Source organism: Achromobacter aloeverae (genome assembly GCF_004121055.1).
In the GTDB taxonomy this organism is placed as follows: domain Bacteria; phylum Pseudomonadota; class Gammaproteobacteria; order Burkholderiales; family Burkholderiaceae_B; genus Bordetella_C; species Bordetella_C aloeverae.
In genome coordinates this window covers 22,384-35,373 of the sequence record NZ_PYAL01000007.1, presented here as the reverse complement: position 1 = coordinate 35,373, position 12,990 = coordinate 22,384, and the positions used below count along the sequence as shown (strand labels likewise).

Annotated in this window: 12 protein-coding genes; 4 read left to right on the top strand and 8 right to left on the bottom strand. The window is 65.5% G+C overall.

Translation table 11 applies throughout. From position 1 onward, the window contains the following. The first annotated feature begins 76 nt into the window (after window positions 1-76). From C7R54_RS21615 to C7R54_RS21605, 3 genes are read left to right on the top strand one after another with little or no spacing between them, the layout of a single operon-like run. Window positions 77-1,087, top strand: a complete 1,011-nt coding sequence (locus tag C7R54_RS21615) for a YncE family protein (RefSeq protein WP_377813115.1) — start codon at window positions 77-79, stop codon at window positions 1,085-1,087. Continuing rightward, complete coding sequence (locus C7R54_RS21610; protein WP_240039651.1) at window positions 1,071-1,871, top strand: polysaccharide deacetylase family protein; 801 nt, start codon at window positions 1,071-1,073, stop codon at window positions 1,869-1,871. The genes C7R54_RS21615 and C7R54_RS21610 overlap by 17 nt, the downstream gene beginning before the upstream one ends. Window positions 1,872-1,898: 27 nt before the next feature. Beyond that, window positions 1,899-2,876 (top strand): sterol desaturase family protein, encoded by a 978-nt coding sequence (locus tag C7R54_RS21605; RefSeq protein WP_129152512.1) that lies wholly within the window; start codon window positions 1,899-1,901, stop codon window positions 2,874-2,876. On the opposite strand, the gene C7R54_RS21600 is transcribed toward C7R54_RS21605, so the two are convergent. From C7R54_RS21600 to C7R54_RS21580, 5 genes are all read right to left on the bottom strand, one after another. Next, window positions 2,830-3,951, bottom strand: coding sequence for a hybrid sensor histidine kinase/response regulator (locus tag C7R54_RS21600; protein ID WP_129152511.1), 1,122 nt, complete (start codon window positions 3,949-3,951; stop codon window positions 2,830-2,832). The two genes, C7R54_RS21605 and C7R54_RS21600, sit on opposite strands and share 47 nt — an antisense overlap. A 2-nt stretch (window positions 3,952-3,953) precedes the next feature. Next, window positions 3,954-4,586, bottom strand: coding sequence for a chemotaxis protein CheB (locus tag C7R54_RS21595; protein WP_129152510.1), 633 nt, complete (start codon window positions 4,584-4,586; stop codon window positions 3,954-3,956). Then, window positions 4,583-5,398, bottom strand: a complete 816-nt coding sequence (locus tag C7R54_RS21590; protein ID WP_129152509.1) for a CheR family methyltransferase — start codon at window positions 5,396-5,398, stop codon at window positions 4,583-4,585. Before C7R54_RS21590 ends, C7R54_RS21595 begins: the two co-directional genes overlap by 4 nt. A gap of 14 nt (window positions 5,399-5,412) precedes the next feature. Continuing rightward, window positions 5,413-8,580 carry a response regulator gene (locus C7R54_RS21585; RefSeq protein ID WP_240039650.1) on the bottom strand — a complete coding sequence of 1,056 codons (3,168 nt, stop codon included), beginning with the start codon at window positions 8,578-8,580 and terminating at the stop codon, window positions 5,413-5,415. A 150-nt stretch (window positions 8,581-8,730) separates the two neighbouring features. Beyond that, window positions 8,731-9,567: an alpha/beta fold hydrolase gene (locus C7R54_RS21580; RefSeq protein WP_129152507.1), complete on the bottom strand. Its 837-nt coding sequence runs from the start codon at window positions 9,565-9,567 to the stop codon at window positions 8,731-8,733. Window positions 9,568-9,734: 167 nt separating this feature from the next. Between C7R54_RS21580 and C7R54_RS21575 the strand changes: the two genes are divergently transcribed. Further along, the gene (locus C7R54_RS21575; protein WP_129152506.1) at window positions 9,735-10,259 is read left to right on the top strand and encodes a YbaK/EbsC family protein; all 525 of its coding nucleotides are present in this window, start codon (window positions 9,735-9,737) and stop codon (window positions 10,257-10,259) included. 27 nt (window positions 10,260-10,286) lie between these two features. Here C7R54_RS21575 and ybgF read toward each other — a convergent pair whose 3' ends face one another. From ybgF to tolB, 3 genes are all read right to left on the bottom strand, one after another. Next, window positions 10,287-10,979: a tol-pal system protein YbgF gene (gene ybgF / locus C7R54_RS21570; RefSeq protein ID WP_129152505.1), complete on the bottom strand. Its 693-nt coding sequence runs from the start codon at window positions 10,977-10,979 to the stop codon at window positions 10,287-10,289. Window positions 10,980-11,125: 146 nt separating this feature from the next. Then, a complete protein-coding gene (pal, locus tag C7R54_RS21565; RefSeq protein WP_129152504.1) occupies window positions 11,126-11,629 on the bottom strand; it encodes a peptidoglycan-associated lipoprotein Pal in 504 nt (167 codons plus the stop codon). A gap of 31 nt (window positions 11,630-11,660) precedes the next feature. Continuing rightward, window positions 11,661-12,974 carry a Tol-Pal system beta propeller repeat protein TolB gene (tolB, locus tag C7R54_RS21560; protein ID WP_129152503.1) on the bottom strand — a complete coding sequence of 438 codons (1,314 nt, stop codon included), beginning with the start codon at window positions 12,972-12,974 and terminating at the stop codon, window positions 11,661-11,663. Window positions 12,975-12,990: the final 16 nt, after the last annotated feature.

Here is a 12,990-nt window from a genome sequence, read left to right as displayed (position 1 = left end):
GAATTTGCCGTGGCCGGCACGCGCCATCATGTCAAAATTTGCTTTGCTTACTTTCCGCTTATTAACGAGACACGCTTTGAAGCTCCTGCCTTCCGCTGTTAGTGCTCTTGCCGGCACGCTCCTGGCCGCCAGCCTGGCTTACACCGTCCCCGCGCGCGCCGCCCAGTCCGACCCCATCTTTGTCCTGAACTCCCTGGACGCGTCGGTCAGCGTGCTCGAACCGGGCACCTACAAAGAGCTGCGCCGCATTCCCACCGGCAAGGAGCCGCACCACCTGTACTTGTCGCCGGACCAGAAGTCCCTGATCGTCGCCAACGCGACCAGCGATACCCTGACCCTGATCGATCCGCGCACCGCCCAGGTGCAGCGCACGCTGACCGGCATCGTCGATCCGTACCAGCTGCGTTTCTCGCCGAACATGAAGTACTTCGTGACGGCCGCCAACCGCCTGAACCACGTCGACATCTACGAATACGTGCCGCAGGCGACGGGCTTCGACCTCAAGCTGCTCAAACGCGTCAACACCGGCAAGACCCCCAGCCATATCGGCATCGACAGCAAGAGCACGACCACCTACGTGTCGATGCAGGACAGCGACGAGGTCTATGCCATCGACCTGGCCACGCAAAAAGTGAAGTGGATCCTGCCGGTCGGCAAGACCCCGGCCGACGTCTACATCGTTCCCGGGGACAAGGTGATGCTGGTGGCGCTGACCGGCGACAGCTATGTCGAGGCCTACGACATCACCCAGTCGCCGGCCAAGCTCATCACCCGCATCAAGACCAACAACGGCGCCCACGCCTTCCGCACGCAGGGCGACGGCCGCCACATCTTCGTCAGCAATCGCGCCGCCAACACCATCAGCCGCATCGATATGCAGGCCTTGAAGGTGACCGACGAATATCCCGCGCCGGGTGGCCCGGACTGCATGGACGTGCTGGCAGGCGGCAAGACGCTGCTGGTGACGTCGCGCTGGATCCGCAAGCTGACGGTGATCGACCTCGAGAAGAAGTCCGTGGCCCACCAGACCAGTGTGGGACGCTCGCCGCATGGCGTGTGGACCTTGGATCATGTTTCGATGCAATAAGGCCTACGCCGCCGTCCTCCTGGGCGCGGCCGCCTGCCAGGCGGCCAGCGCCGCGCCGGCGACGTGCGCCAAGCCGGTCTACATGACGTTCGACACGGGACACATGGGCGTGGCGCCGCTGGTGGCGCAGGTCCTGGAGAAGCACCACATCCGGGCCACGTTCTTCCTGGCCAACGAGCGCACGCTGACCAACGGGTCGTCGCTCGACGAACAATGGGCGCCCTGGTGGAAGGCGCGCGTCGCCGACGGCGACGTCTTCGGTTCGCATACCTACGACCACGTCTATTGGCTCAAGGACCTGCCCGAGGGCAAGTTCCTGGTGCGACCCAGCGCCGGCCCCAACGCCGGCAAGAAGGAAGTGTTCACCGCGGCGCAGTATTGCGATGCCATCAAGGCCTCGGCCCGGCGTTTTCACGAGATGACGGGCGCCACCATGGCGCCGCTGTTTCGCGCGCCGGGCGGCCACGTATCGCCCGCGCTGCTGAAGGCCGCGCTCGCTTGCGGCTACCATCACGTCGGCTGGTCGCCCAACGGCTTCCTGGGCGATGAATTGCCCAGCGACAAGTATCCCAACCAGCGCCTGCTGCAAAGCGCGCTGGAAAACATCCGTCCTGGCGACATCCTGCTGGCCCACCTGGGCATCTGGTCGCGCCAGGACCCGTGGGCGCCGGCGGTGCTGGAACCGCTGGTGGCCGGTTTGCAGGCCAGGGGCTTCTGTTTCCAGACCCTGGCCCAGCATCCGCAATACCGCCAGTGGGTGGCGGCGCCGACGCCCCGGAATTAATACCCAGGACCCAGAGCTTTTCATCGCATGGACACCATCAATCATTTTATCGGCATGGCGCAGGCCTGGTTGTTCGAGACCCTGATACAGCCGGTGCTGTATCAGCTGGGCTTCGCCGGCGCGCTGGAAGACGCCTACGACGGTACCTTGTGGCTGTTGGCGGGCGTCGCGCAGATCATCGTGCTGGTCTGCCTGATCGGCCCGCTGCAACGCTGGCGGCCGGTGGAAAAGGTGCTGGACCGCAAGGAAATCCGGCTCGACGTGCTGTACACGCTCATCCACCGTCTAGGCCTTTTCCGCGTGGCGCTGTTCTTCACCATCGATCCGCTCTGGGACAGCGTGTTCGGCCAGCTCCATGTATGGGGCCTGTCGGCGCTGCAACTGGACAACCTGTGGCCGGGCGTCACCGACAATGCCCTGGTAAGCCTGGTGGTGTACCTGCTGATCTTCGACTTGGTGGAGTACGTGTACCACCGCGCCCAGCACAACGTCGAATGGATGTGGCAGCTGCATGCCGTGCATCACAGCACGCGGCAGATGACGATGTGGAGCGACAACCGCAACCATCTGCTCGACGATTTGCTGCACGACACCGCTATCGTGGTGATCTCGCAGTTGATCGGCGTGCCGCCGGCCCAGTTCGTGGCCATCGTGGCCATCACCCAGCTGGTCGAAAGCCTGTCGCACGCCAATCTGCGCGTGAGCTTCGGCAAGATCGGCCAGCGCCTGCTGGTCGGTCCCAAGTTCCATCGGGAACATCACGCCATCGCCTATGAAACCACGCCTACCGGCAAGGTCATCGGCAACAACTACGCCGTGCTGTTCCCTATCTGGGACATCCTGTTCCGCACCGCATGCTTCAAGGGCAACTACGGCGCCACGGGCATCGCCGACCAGTTGCCGGAGGGCGGTGGCCGCGACTACGGCCGCGGCTTCTTCGCGCAGCAGTGGCTGGGGCTCAGGCGTCTGGCCGGAGCGTTCCGGCGCCGGCAGCGCGGGGCATGATGATTTCGAACACCGTCCCGGTATCCGGGGCGGAAGCGGCCCGCACGGTGCCGCCGTGCGCGTCGACGAACTTCTTGACGATATAGAGCCCCAGGCCCAGGCCATTGCGCGATACCCGGCTTTCCATGCTGGCCTGGAAAGCCTGGAACAGATGCGGTAGCTGCCCGGGCGGAATCACGCCGCCGTTGCGCACGCGCACGGTGATGTGGCCGGGCTGGCCACCATCGATATCCACCGATACCGGCGCATCTTCCGTACCGTGTTGCAGGGCATTGCCGATCAGGTTGGACAGCACCTGCGAAAACCGGTCGACATCGACCTTGCCAGCCGTATCGCCGCGTGCGGAGAGTTCGATTCGCGCGCGTTGCCGGGGATCGGCGATCTCGTCGATGATGGACTGGCAGGCGTCACGGTAGTCGATCTGGGCCGGCTCCAGCACCAGCCCGTTGGAGCGGATACGCGCCACGTCCAGCAGCTGGTCCACCATCTTGGCCATGCGCCCGGCGCTGAACTGGATGCGCCGGGCGTTGGTCGCGACCTTGGGGTCATCGCTGGTGCGCAGCATCAGTTCCGCGCCGTGCAGGATGGCGGACAGGGGCGTGCGCAGGTCGTGGCCCAGCACGGCGGTAAACATCTCGTTCAACGTCAGCGCCTGGCGCAATTCCTCCAACTGGCGGCCCAGTTGCTTGCGCTGCGTATAAAGCTCGACGAAGACGTTGACCTTGCTGAGCAGGACCTTGGTGTCGATGGGCTTGTACAGGAAATCCACCGCGCCCGCCTCGTAGCCGCGGAAATGGGCTTCGCGCTCGTGCGTGGCGGCGGTAAGGAAAATCAGCGGCACGGTGCGCGTGCGGTCGCTGCCGCGCAGCAGTTCGGCCAGTTCGAAGCCGTTCATCCGGGGCATCTGCACGTCGACCAGGGCCAGGGCGACCTCGTTGGCCAGCAAGAGCTCCAGCGCCTGGACGCCGGAATTGGCCTTCAGCACCGTGATGCCTGGCCGGCTCAATAGCGCCTCGAAAGCGACGAGGTTCTGCGCGATATCGTCGACGACCAATATATTGATGTTTTCGGTCACGGTTAACGGTCCCTTGATTCAGGCAGCATGGAATGAGTCAGCGCGGCCAGGCTGCGCGCGAGCGCCGCCGGCCCGGTTACCAGATCGGCGCCGGCCCGCTCGATGGCGAATGACGGCATCGCGGGGGCGTCGGCGCTGGCAGGATCCTGCACCCACGCGCGGCCGCCCATCTGGCGCACGGTTTGCAAGCCATCGGCGCCGTCGGCGCTGCCGCCCGTCAGGATGATGGCAAGCAGTTGCTCGCGATAGGCGACGGCGGCGGATTCAAACAGCAGATCGATGGAGGGCCGGGAGAAATTCACCGCCTCGTCCTGCGACAGCGCGAAGCTGCGATCCGGTTCGACCAGCATATGGTAATCGGGCGCGGCGAAATAGACCGTGCCCGGCTCGATGGGGGCCTTGTCCTCGACCTCCTGCACGGGCAGGGCGCAGCGCGGCGCGAACAGCGACGTCAGCAGGCTGTCGCGGTCCGGCGGGATGTGCAGCACGATGGCCAGCGCCGCCGGGAAGCCGGCCGGCAGGGCGCCCAGCAGGGTGCTCAGCACCTCGACGCCGCCGGCGGAGGCGCCGATGGCGACCAGTTCGACGCGGGGACGAGCCGCAGCGGGGGATGGAGAGGGCCGGGGCGGGTTCATATGCGCTGGTAGATTCTTTCGTCGCGATCCAGTTCCAGGAATTGCGCCGACTGTTCGGTGTAGCGCAGGCTTTCCTTGGCGCCCAGGCCCAGGAAGCCGCGCCGCACCAGCGCTTCGTGGAACAGGGCCGTGGCCCGGTTCTGCAACTCGCGGTTGAAATAGATCAGGACGTTGCGGCAGGAAATGAGGTGCACCTCCGAGAATACGGTGTCCGTGGCCAGGCTGTGATCGGCGAAGACCACATGCTCGCGCAGGCTGCGGTCGAAGCGGGCATCGTGCAGATTGGACGTGTAATAGTCGGACAGCGATCCCGTGCCGCCCGCCGCGCGGTAGTTCTTGCTGAACTGGGCGATGCGGTCCAGTGGATAGATGCCCGCTTCCGCCGTGCGCAGGGCGTCCGGATTGATATCGGTGGCGTAGATGAGCGTGCGCGACAACAGGTCCTCTTCGCGCAGCAGGATGGCCAGTGACCAGACCTCCTCGCCGCTGCTGCAGCCCGCCACCCATACCTTGACGGACGGATAGGTCTTGAGCACCGGCACCACCGTCTCGCGCAAGGCGCGGAAATACGAGGGGTCGCGGAACATCTCGCTGACCTGCACCGTGAAGAATTGCAGCATCTGGGCGAATACCGCCGGCTGGTGCAGCACCTTCTCCTGCAACTGGGAGATCGTGGCGCAGCCGAAGTGGTCCATGGCCTGCTGCACGCGGCGACGCATCGACGACACGGCATAACCGCGGAAGTCGTGCTGGTAGCGCAGGTACACGCCCTCCAGCAGCAGTTTGAGTTCGATATCGAAAATGGCATCCATGGCGGTGCGCCGGTTTACTTGGGCATCCACACGCGGCACAGCGACACCAGCTTGTCGATGTCGATGGGCTTGGCGATATAGTCGTTGGCGCCGGCGTCCAGGCAGTTCTTGCGGTCGTCCACCATGGCCTTGGCCGTCAGGGCGATGATGGGAAGGTCGCGCAGGGCCGGCTGCTTGCGGATTTCGCGGGTCGCGGTCAGGCCATCCATTTCCGGCATCATCAGGTCCATCAGCACCACGTCCACGGCGCTGTCGCGTGCCAGGAAGTCCAGCGCCTCGCGGCCATTGCGCGTGACGATGATCTGCGCGCCCAGCGGCTCCAGCACGCTGGACAGCGCGAAGATATTGCGCACGTCGTCTTCCACCAGCAGGATGCGGCGGCCTTCGAACACCGCGTCGCGCTGGCGGGCTTGCAGCAGCAGCTTCTGCTGGTCCGGGGGCAGCGAGGCCTCGACCCGGTGCAGGAACAGCGTGACTTCGTCCACCAGGCGCTCGGGCGACCTGGCGCCCTTGATGATGATGGAGCGGGAATAGCGCCGCAGGCGGGTCTCCTCGTCGCGGGTGAGCGCGCGGCCGGTGTAGACGATGACCGGCGGGAAGGCGTATTTTCCGCCGCCCGCCATCTTTTCCAGCAGGTCGTAGCCCGATGCGTCGGGCAGCATGAGATCCATCACCATGCAGTCGAAGGTATGCGCCGCCACCTGTTCCAGCGCCTGCGCCGCGGTGCCGCACATGGTGATCTCCACGTCGTCGGCGCGCAGCAACAGGGCGATGCTTTCGCGCAGCGTGGCATCGTCCTCCACCACCAGGATGCGGCGCGCGCGGGTTTGCAGTTTTTCCTCCACCTTGGCGAAGGCCGCGACCAGTTCCTCGCGGGCCACCGGCTTGATGGCGTAGCCCACCGCGCCCAGCTCCAGCGCGGTCTGCATGTGATCGGCCACCGAGATCATATGGATGGGGATATGGCGCGTCGCCGGATCGTGCTTGATCTGGTCCAGCACGCTCAACCCTGATTGGTCCGGCAGGCCCACGTCCAGCAGGATGCCCGAGGGACGCAGCTCGCGCGCCAGCCGCAGCGCGTCGGCGCCATTGGCGCTTAGCACGCAATCGAAACCCTGTTCGTGCGCGACTTCGTAAAGGATGTCGGCGAAGCGCTGGTCGTCCTCGATCACCAGCACCAGGCGATCATGGTGGCGGCCGTCGACGTCGCCGCGCGGCGGGGATGCCGTGACGGCGTCATTGGCGGCGTCATTGTCGACATTCCTGGCGATATCCCGCGCGGCGAGCGGCGCCGGGACGGCAGGGGCGTGCTCGGCATTGCCGCCGTCGGCGCGCGCCGGCGGCCTGGCCGGCGTAGGCAGCAGGTCCGCCACGGCGTCGCGCGGCGCCGCGCCGGCGCCGTCGTTCACGCCGCCAGGGACAGACTGGCCGATGACCGCCTGGTCCAGGTTGGTGCTGATGGTGGCCGTGAAGGTGCTGCCCTTGCCGGGCGAACTGTGCACGCGCAGCTCGCCGCCCAGCAGGCGGGTCAGTTCGCGCGAAATCGACAGCCCCAGGCCGGTGCCGCCGTATTTGCGGCTGGTGGTGCCGTCGGCCTGGCGGAAGGCCTCGAAAATCACGGCCTGCTGATGCTCCGGGATGCCGATACCGGTATCGGTGACGGCGAAGGACGCACGACCCTCTCCGGCGTCCGCCACCGTCAGCGTGACCTCGCCCTGCTCGGTGAACTTGAAGGCATTGGCCAGCAGGTTCTTCAGCACCTGCTGCAGCTTGCCGCTGTCGGTGACCAATGTGGGCGGTGCGTTTTCCTCTACTACCACGCGGAAGCCCAGGCTCTTGCTGGCGGCGATGGGATCGAACATCTGGCGGACGGACCCCAGCAGGCCATTTAGCGACACCGTGCCCGTGTCCATATCGACGTGGCCGGCCTCGATCTTCGACAGGTCCAGGATGTCGTTGATCAGCGACAGCAGGTCGCTGTTCGACGCGTGGATGGTGCGGGCATAGCGCTGGATCTCCTCGGCCGGCATGGTGGCGGACTTGGGGCCGGCCAGCATCTGAGACAGGATCAGCGAGCTGTTGAGCGGCGTGCGCAGCTCGTGCGACATATTGGCCAGGAATTCCGACTTGTAGCGGTTGGCGCGATGCAATTCCTGCGCATTGATTTCCAGCGCGTGCTGGGCCTTGAGCAGGTCGCGCTTCTGTCGCTCCAGCCGCGCCGTGTGCTCTTCCAGCTGGGTGTTGCTCTGGACCAGGTCGGTTTGCTGCTGCTCCAGGCGCTGCTGCGACTCGCGCAGGGCGCGGCCCTGTTCTTCCAGCTCCTCGTTGGACACCCGCAATTCCTCTTGCTGGGTTTGCAGTTCCTCGCTCTGGCGCTGCGTCTCTTCCAGCAGGTCACGCAGGTGTTCGCGGTACATGGCCGAACGCAGTGCCACGCCGATGTCCTCGCCCACGCTGGCGAGCAGGGTCAGTACCTGGGAGAAATCGCCCTGGCGCAGGAAGGCCAGCTCGACCACCCCCTGGATGCGTCCTTCGGCGCGTACCGGCGCCAGGATCAGCGTGCGCGGCTGGCCCTGGCCGACCGTGGACCGCACGGCGGCGTAGTTGTCCGGCAGATCGCGCACGACCAAGGGCTCCCCGTGCGACGCGACCTCCTGGGCCAGGCTTGCACTGGCCGGCGCATCGACGCGTTCGCAGGCATAGCCGCCGATCCAGGTCAGGGCGCCGCGCTCCAGGCGGTGAAGGGCGCCCAGTTGCGCGTCGACATAGCGGGCCAGCGCATACAGCGCATTGCGCGCTACGTCCTCGACGCCCTGTTCTCCGAGAAGGTCCTTGGAAACGGTCGCGTTGCCCTCTTGCAACCAGGCGATGGCCTGCGCCTTGATGCGGGCGGCGATCACCTGCATCGCCAGCGTGGCCGTGGCGAAAATCGTGACGACGCCGAAGCTGCGGTTGATCACGTTGCGCAGCTGGATGTCGTTGTTCAGCGGCAGGAAGATGCCGGCGATGATCAGCGCCATTTCGATGATGGCGACGACCAGGGGCAGGTATTTATTGCGCTGGAAAACACTCAGCGTGACGGGGATGATGTAGAAGACCCATACCGCGATGCCCAGCTCTGTGACGATGTCTATACCGAAAATCAACGCACTTAGGGCGGCGATGCCGATAAATATCGGCATATCGTCTTTACTTTCAGTGTGCATGGGTTGCGGGAGTACGAAGGGTGAGGGGGGCCAAATGTCCCGGATAGTACTGCACGTTACCTACTGTATCGGCAAAAGCCGCGCCATCAGCAAATATCGTGCCTGGCGCGGCCCGCAGCCCCTGTTTCAGGCGCAGGCCGTTGCGTGTTCGCAGGCCGCCAGGAAGTCCAGCACGGCGTGATTGAAGGCCCGTGGGTTGCCGAGGTTCATGCCATGGGATGAGCCTGGAATGTCGACCCGGCGCACGTTGGGCAGCAGGTTCTGCAGGATGTCCAGGATGGCGGGATAGGGGGCCGGGCTGAGCGCGCCGCCTATGAGCAGCACGGGCTTGTCCATGGTCCGCGCGGCGCTTTCCTTCAGCCGATAGCCGGGTTCGCGGCCCTGGCCCAGCAAGGTGTTGGCATTGTCGACAACCATGTCCTTGAACCACGGGACCATGCGCCGCCAGGTATCGGGACCGGTCACCGTGTCGATGAAGAGGGCCAGGCCGCCTTCCACGTCGCCCGCGCGGATGGCTTCCATCGCGTGCATGCGGAAATCGCCGCGCCGGTCTTCCTCGTCGCTGATCGACAGGCCGGGGTCGGCCAGCACCAGACTGCGCACCAGCGCGGGGTGGCGCCGCGCCAGTTCGAAGGCGACGCGGCCGCCGCGGGAATGGCCCACGACATGCGCCGCGCGGTCCCCCCCGACGCGTGCCAGGAAGGCCGCCATATCGTCGACGTGCTGCTCCAGCGAGAAATCGTCGCCGTCGCCGTTCCACCGTTCCGGCCAGTGGTGGCGCAGGCTGACGCTATAGGTCTGGTAGCAGCGGGCCAACGGCGGCATCTGGTATTTCCAGTAGCGCAGGTCGCACAGCGAGCCATGTATGAACAGCAGCGGCGTCCCCTGGCCGGCCGTCGCATAGGCCAGCGGATGACTGCCGATATCGGCGTGGAGGATTTCAGGCGTGAAGTCGGATCGCATCGGGGCAGCGTGAACGGCGGGCGGCGGAATGGCGGAATCGCGCGGCGCCACGGTGGCGCGCGAGGACGTGTTCCCCGAATTCTAGCGCTCCGGATCGGACTGATACACTCGGTGGGCCCGTTACGATACGCCCGCCCGTGCGGGCGGGACCATCATCGACCCTTCCCATGTCCGATCCTGCATCCACAGATTCCGGCGCCCATGGCGTCATCGTCCTCCCGGCCTCGGCGCAGCGCGTGGCCGACCTCCTGCGATCATTGGGCCACGACCGCGATGTCGTGCTGCTGCCTGCCACCGGCCGCACCTCGGCCGAGGCCGCCGCCGGCCTGGGGTGCGAAGTCGCTCAGATCGCGAAGTCCATCATCTTCCGCCGCGCCAAGGACGACGCGCCCGTGCTGGTGATCGCCAGCGGCGTCAACCGGGTCGACGAAGCCAAGGTCGCCGGGCGGTTGGGTGCGCTGGCCAAGGCGGACGCGCGCTTCGTGCGGGAAAATACCGGTTATGCGATAGGCGGGGTTTGCCCCATCGGGCATAGCGTGGCGCCGGTCTGCCTGCTGGACCAGGACCTGTTTCGCTATGACGTCATCTGGGCGGCCGCCGGTCATCCCAATGCCGTGTTCGCCATGACGCCCGCGCAGTTGCAGGCCATGACCGGCGCACCGGTCGCGGACGTGGCATTGGCGGCGGCCTAGGCCCAGGCGGCTGTCGGCCTCAGCGCGTCACTGCAGCAGCTGCAGGCGGCTCTTGGCCGTGGTGGCGGCCGGCGAAGTGGGGTAGTCCTTCACGATGCGCTGCAGCGTCGCCTTGGCGCCGGCGCGGTTGTTCAGCTCGATCTGGCTGCCGGCGACCACCAGCAGGGCATCGGGCGCGCGGGCATTGTCGGGTGCCTTCTGCACCATATTGTTCAACTGCTCGATGGCGCCCTTGAAGTCCTTCTGCGCATAGCGGCTGCTGCCCAGGTAGAACTGCGCGGACGGCACCAGTTCGCTATTCGGATACAGCGCGGTGAAGGCGGTCAGCGATTCGGCGGCATCCTTGTACTGGCCTTTGCGGTACAGGTCGATGGCGCCGTCATAGGCGGATTGTTCTTGCGCATCGGCGGCGGTCGCGCTGCCGGTATCGCCCGGATTGCCGCCGCCCGCGGGCCTGTTGCCGCCGGCGGGCTGGCGCGTGGCCAGCTCCAGCTGGTTCTGCAATTGCTGGAGTTGCGTCTGCAGCGCCTGGATCTGGTCCGCCAGTTGCAGGCGGGCGCGCACGTTCTGTTCGTTTTGTTGCTGGAGTTGCTGGCGCAGATCAAGAATGGCCTTGCGCGCATCGTCATCGGCGAATGCGTGGGCGGGGAGGGACAAGGCGGCAAAAGCCAGGCCGGTGGCCGCGGCCACGAGACGCAAAGGGGATACTCGATCGCTCATGAAAAATTCCTGGGAAAGAAGGGGACCCCACAATGCGCCAGGCTGGTAGCGGGCCACCATCCCGAGCGACAAAAAACAAGCGCCGGGGCGGCCGACAGACCGTCCCGACGCATTGTGGGGCTATCAAATATCAGGCGTCGTTGAGCTTAACGCAGATAGTTGATGTCCGCGCGGCGGTTTTCCGCGAAATCGGCTTCGGTCGTACCCGTCGACTTCGGCTTTTCCTTGCCGAAGCTGATGGTTTCGATCTGCTGATCGCTGACACCCAGCAGCGTCATCGTGCGGCGAACCGCATCCGCACGGCGCTGGCCGAGGGCCAGGTTGTACTCGGCGCCGCCACGTTCGTCGGTGTTGCCTTCGATCTTCACGCGCTGCTGCGGATGCGAAGCCAGGTAGCGGGCGTGGGTTTCCACGAGACCGCGGTACTGGTCCGACACCGTGTAGCTGTCGAAGTCAAAGTACACCGAGCGCTGTTGCGCCAGGATGCTTTGGGGGTTGAAGGGATCAAGGATCTCGCCGGTGTTGGCGGACGAGCCTTGGCCAGCGCCAGCGCCCTGACCCGCTTTATCGTCGAGAGGGACGGAGCTGCAAGCTGCCAGGGTGGCGGCCAGAGCGGCAATGGTTAGGCTTTTGGCAATGCGCGACTTCATGATAGTTCCTTTGAAGAGAGAGTCACACGTGTTATCGGGTAAATGGGCCCCAAGTTGGTTCACGTATTTCCCCATTCAGTACCGAAAGCGTCTGCCGTACGCGGCCATCGCTCGATACCCCCGCAAGGACACTACGTCCGCCTTGGATGGCGGCGTAGAGTACCTGCATTCCGTTCGGCGCGAAACTGGGCGACTGATCATCACGACCATCAGTCAGCAGAGTTTCAGTACCGGACGACAGGTTTAACGAAGCGATGCGAAACGCACCGTCGCGTCTAGCAACGTACAGGAGCGTCGAACCGTCTGGGGAAATACGGGGTGAGATGTTGTAACCGCCGTTAAATGTCAGGCGGCGCGGCTCGCCACCGTCCAGACCTACCTGGTAGATCTGCGGGCCGCCGCTACGGTCACTCGTGAAGATGATGGAACGGCCGTCGGGCGTGAACGTGGGCTCCGTATCGATACCCGGCGAGCGGGTGATACGGCGCAGGTTCGAGCCGTCGGCATTCAGGACATAGATCTGGGACAGGCCGTCGCGGGTCAGCGCCACGGCCAGCATGCTGCCGTCCGGCGACCAGGCCGGCGCGCTGTTGTTGCCCTTGTAGTTGGCGACCGGCACGCGCGCGACCGACGACAAGGTGCGGATATACACCACGGGCTTGCCGGATTCGAAGCTGACGTAGGCCAGGCGGCTGCCGTCGGGCGACCAGGCGGGCGAAATGATGGGCTCGCGCGAGCGCAGGGCCACCTGCGGATTCTGGCCGTCGGCGTCGGCGACCTGCAGCTCGTAGGTATTGCCCAGCTTCAGCACGTAGGCGATGCGGGTGGAAAACACGCCGCGCACGCCGGTGATCTTTTCGTAGATGCGGTCGGCGATCTGGTGCGCCACGCGGCGCAGTTCCTGTTCGGTGCCGGAGAAGGCCACGCCGTCGAGCTGGCCCTTCTTGACCGTGTCGGCCAGGCGGTAGCGCACGTCGTAGCGGCCGTCGGCGCCACGCTGGATGCTGCCGTAGGCAAGAAAGTCGGCACCCTTGCCGCGCCAGTCGTCGTACGCCACCGGGCTGTCGACGTTCAGGCCGGCGCCGGCGGCGTTGACCAGGCGGAACTGGCCGGTACGGCTCAGGTCGGCGCGGATGACTTCGGCCAAGGCGCGGCCATGGGCGTCGTCCACGGCGAAATCAGCGATGGCCACGGGATATTGGGTGGCGCCGGTGCCGGAAATATCCACGCGCAGTTGCGCATGGGCCGGCCGCCCGGCGAACAGGGCTGCCAGCAACAGCAGCAGGCCCAGGGCATACATCCGCAACGCGGTGTATTGCGCAGGTCGGCTAGAGACGGGGTTCATGAATAGCAAGCTCCTC

Excerpts from the sequence above, each read along its gene's own strand:
- C7R54_RS21605 (WP_129152512.1), top strand. The coding sequence starts at position 1,899 with ATGGACACCATCAATCATTTTATCGGCATGGCGCAGGCCTGGTTGTTC.
- ybgF (WP_129152505.1), bottom strand. The coding sequence starts at position 10,979 with ATGAGCGATCGAGTATCCCCTTTGCGTCTCGTGGCCGCGGCCACCGGC.
- C7R54_RS21610 (WP_240039651.1), top strand. The coding sequence starts at position 1,071 with ATGTTTCGATGCAATAAGGCCTACGCCGCCGTCCTCCTGGGCGCGGCC.
- C7R54_RS21595 (WP_129152510.1), bottom strand. The coding sequence starts at position 4,586 with ATGAACCCGCCCCGGCCCTCTCCATCCCCCGCTGCGGCTCGTCCCCGC.
- C7R54_RS21575 (WP_129152506.1), top strand. The coding sequence starts at position 9,735 with ATGTCCGATCCTGCATCCACAGATTCCGGCGCCCATGGCGTCATCGTC.
- pal (WP_129152504.1), bottom strand. The coding sequence starts at position 11,629 with ATGAAGTCGCGCATTGCCAAAAGCCTAACCATTGCCGCTCTGGCCGCC.
- C7R54_RS21585 (WP_240039650.1), bottom strand. The coding sequence starts at position 8,580 with ATGCCGATATTTATCGGCATCGCCGCCCTAAGTGCGTTGATTTTCGGT.
- C7R54_RS21580 (WP_129152507.1), bottom strand. The coding sequence starts at position 9,567 with ATGCGATCCGACTTCACGCCTGAAATCCTCCACGCCGATATCGGCAGT.
- tolB (WP_129152503.1), bottom strand. The coding sequence starts at position 12,974 with ATGAACCCCGTCTCTAGCCGACCTGCGCAATACACCGCGTTGCGGATG.
- C7R54_RS21590 (WP_129152509.1), bottom strand. The coding sequence starts at position 5,398 with ATGGATGCCATTTTCGATATCGAACTCAAACTGCTGCTGGAGGGCGTG.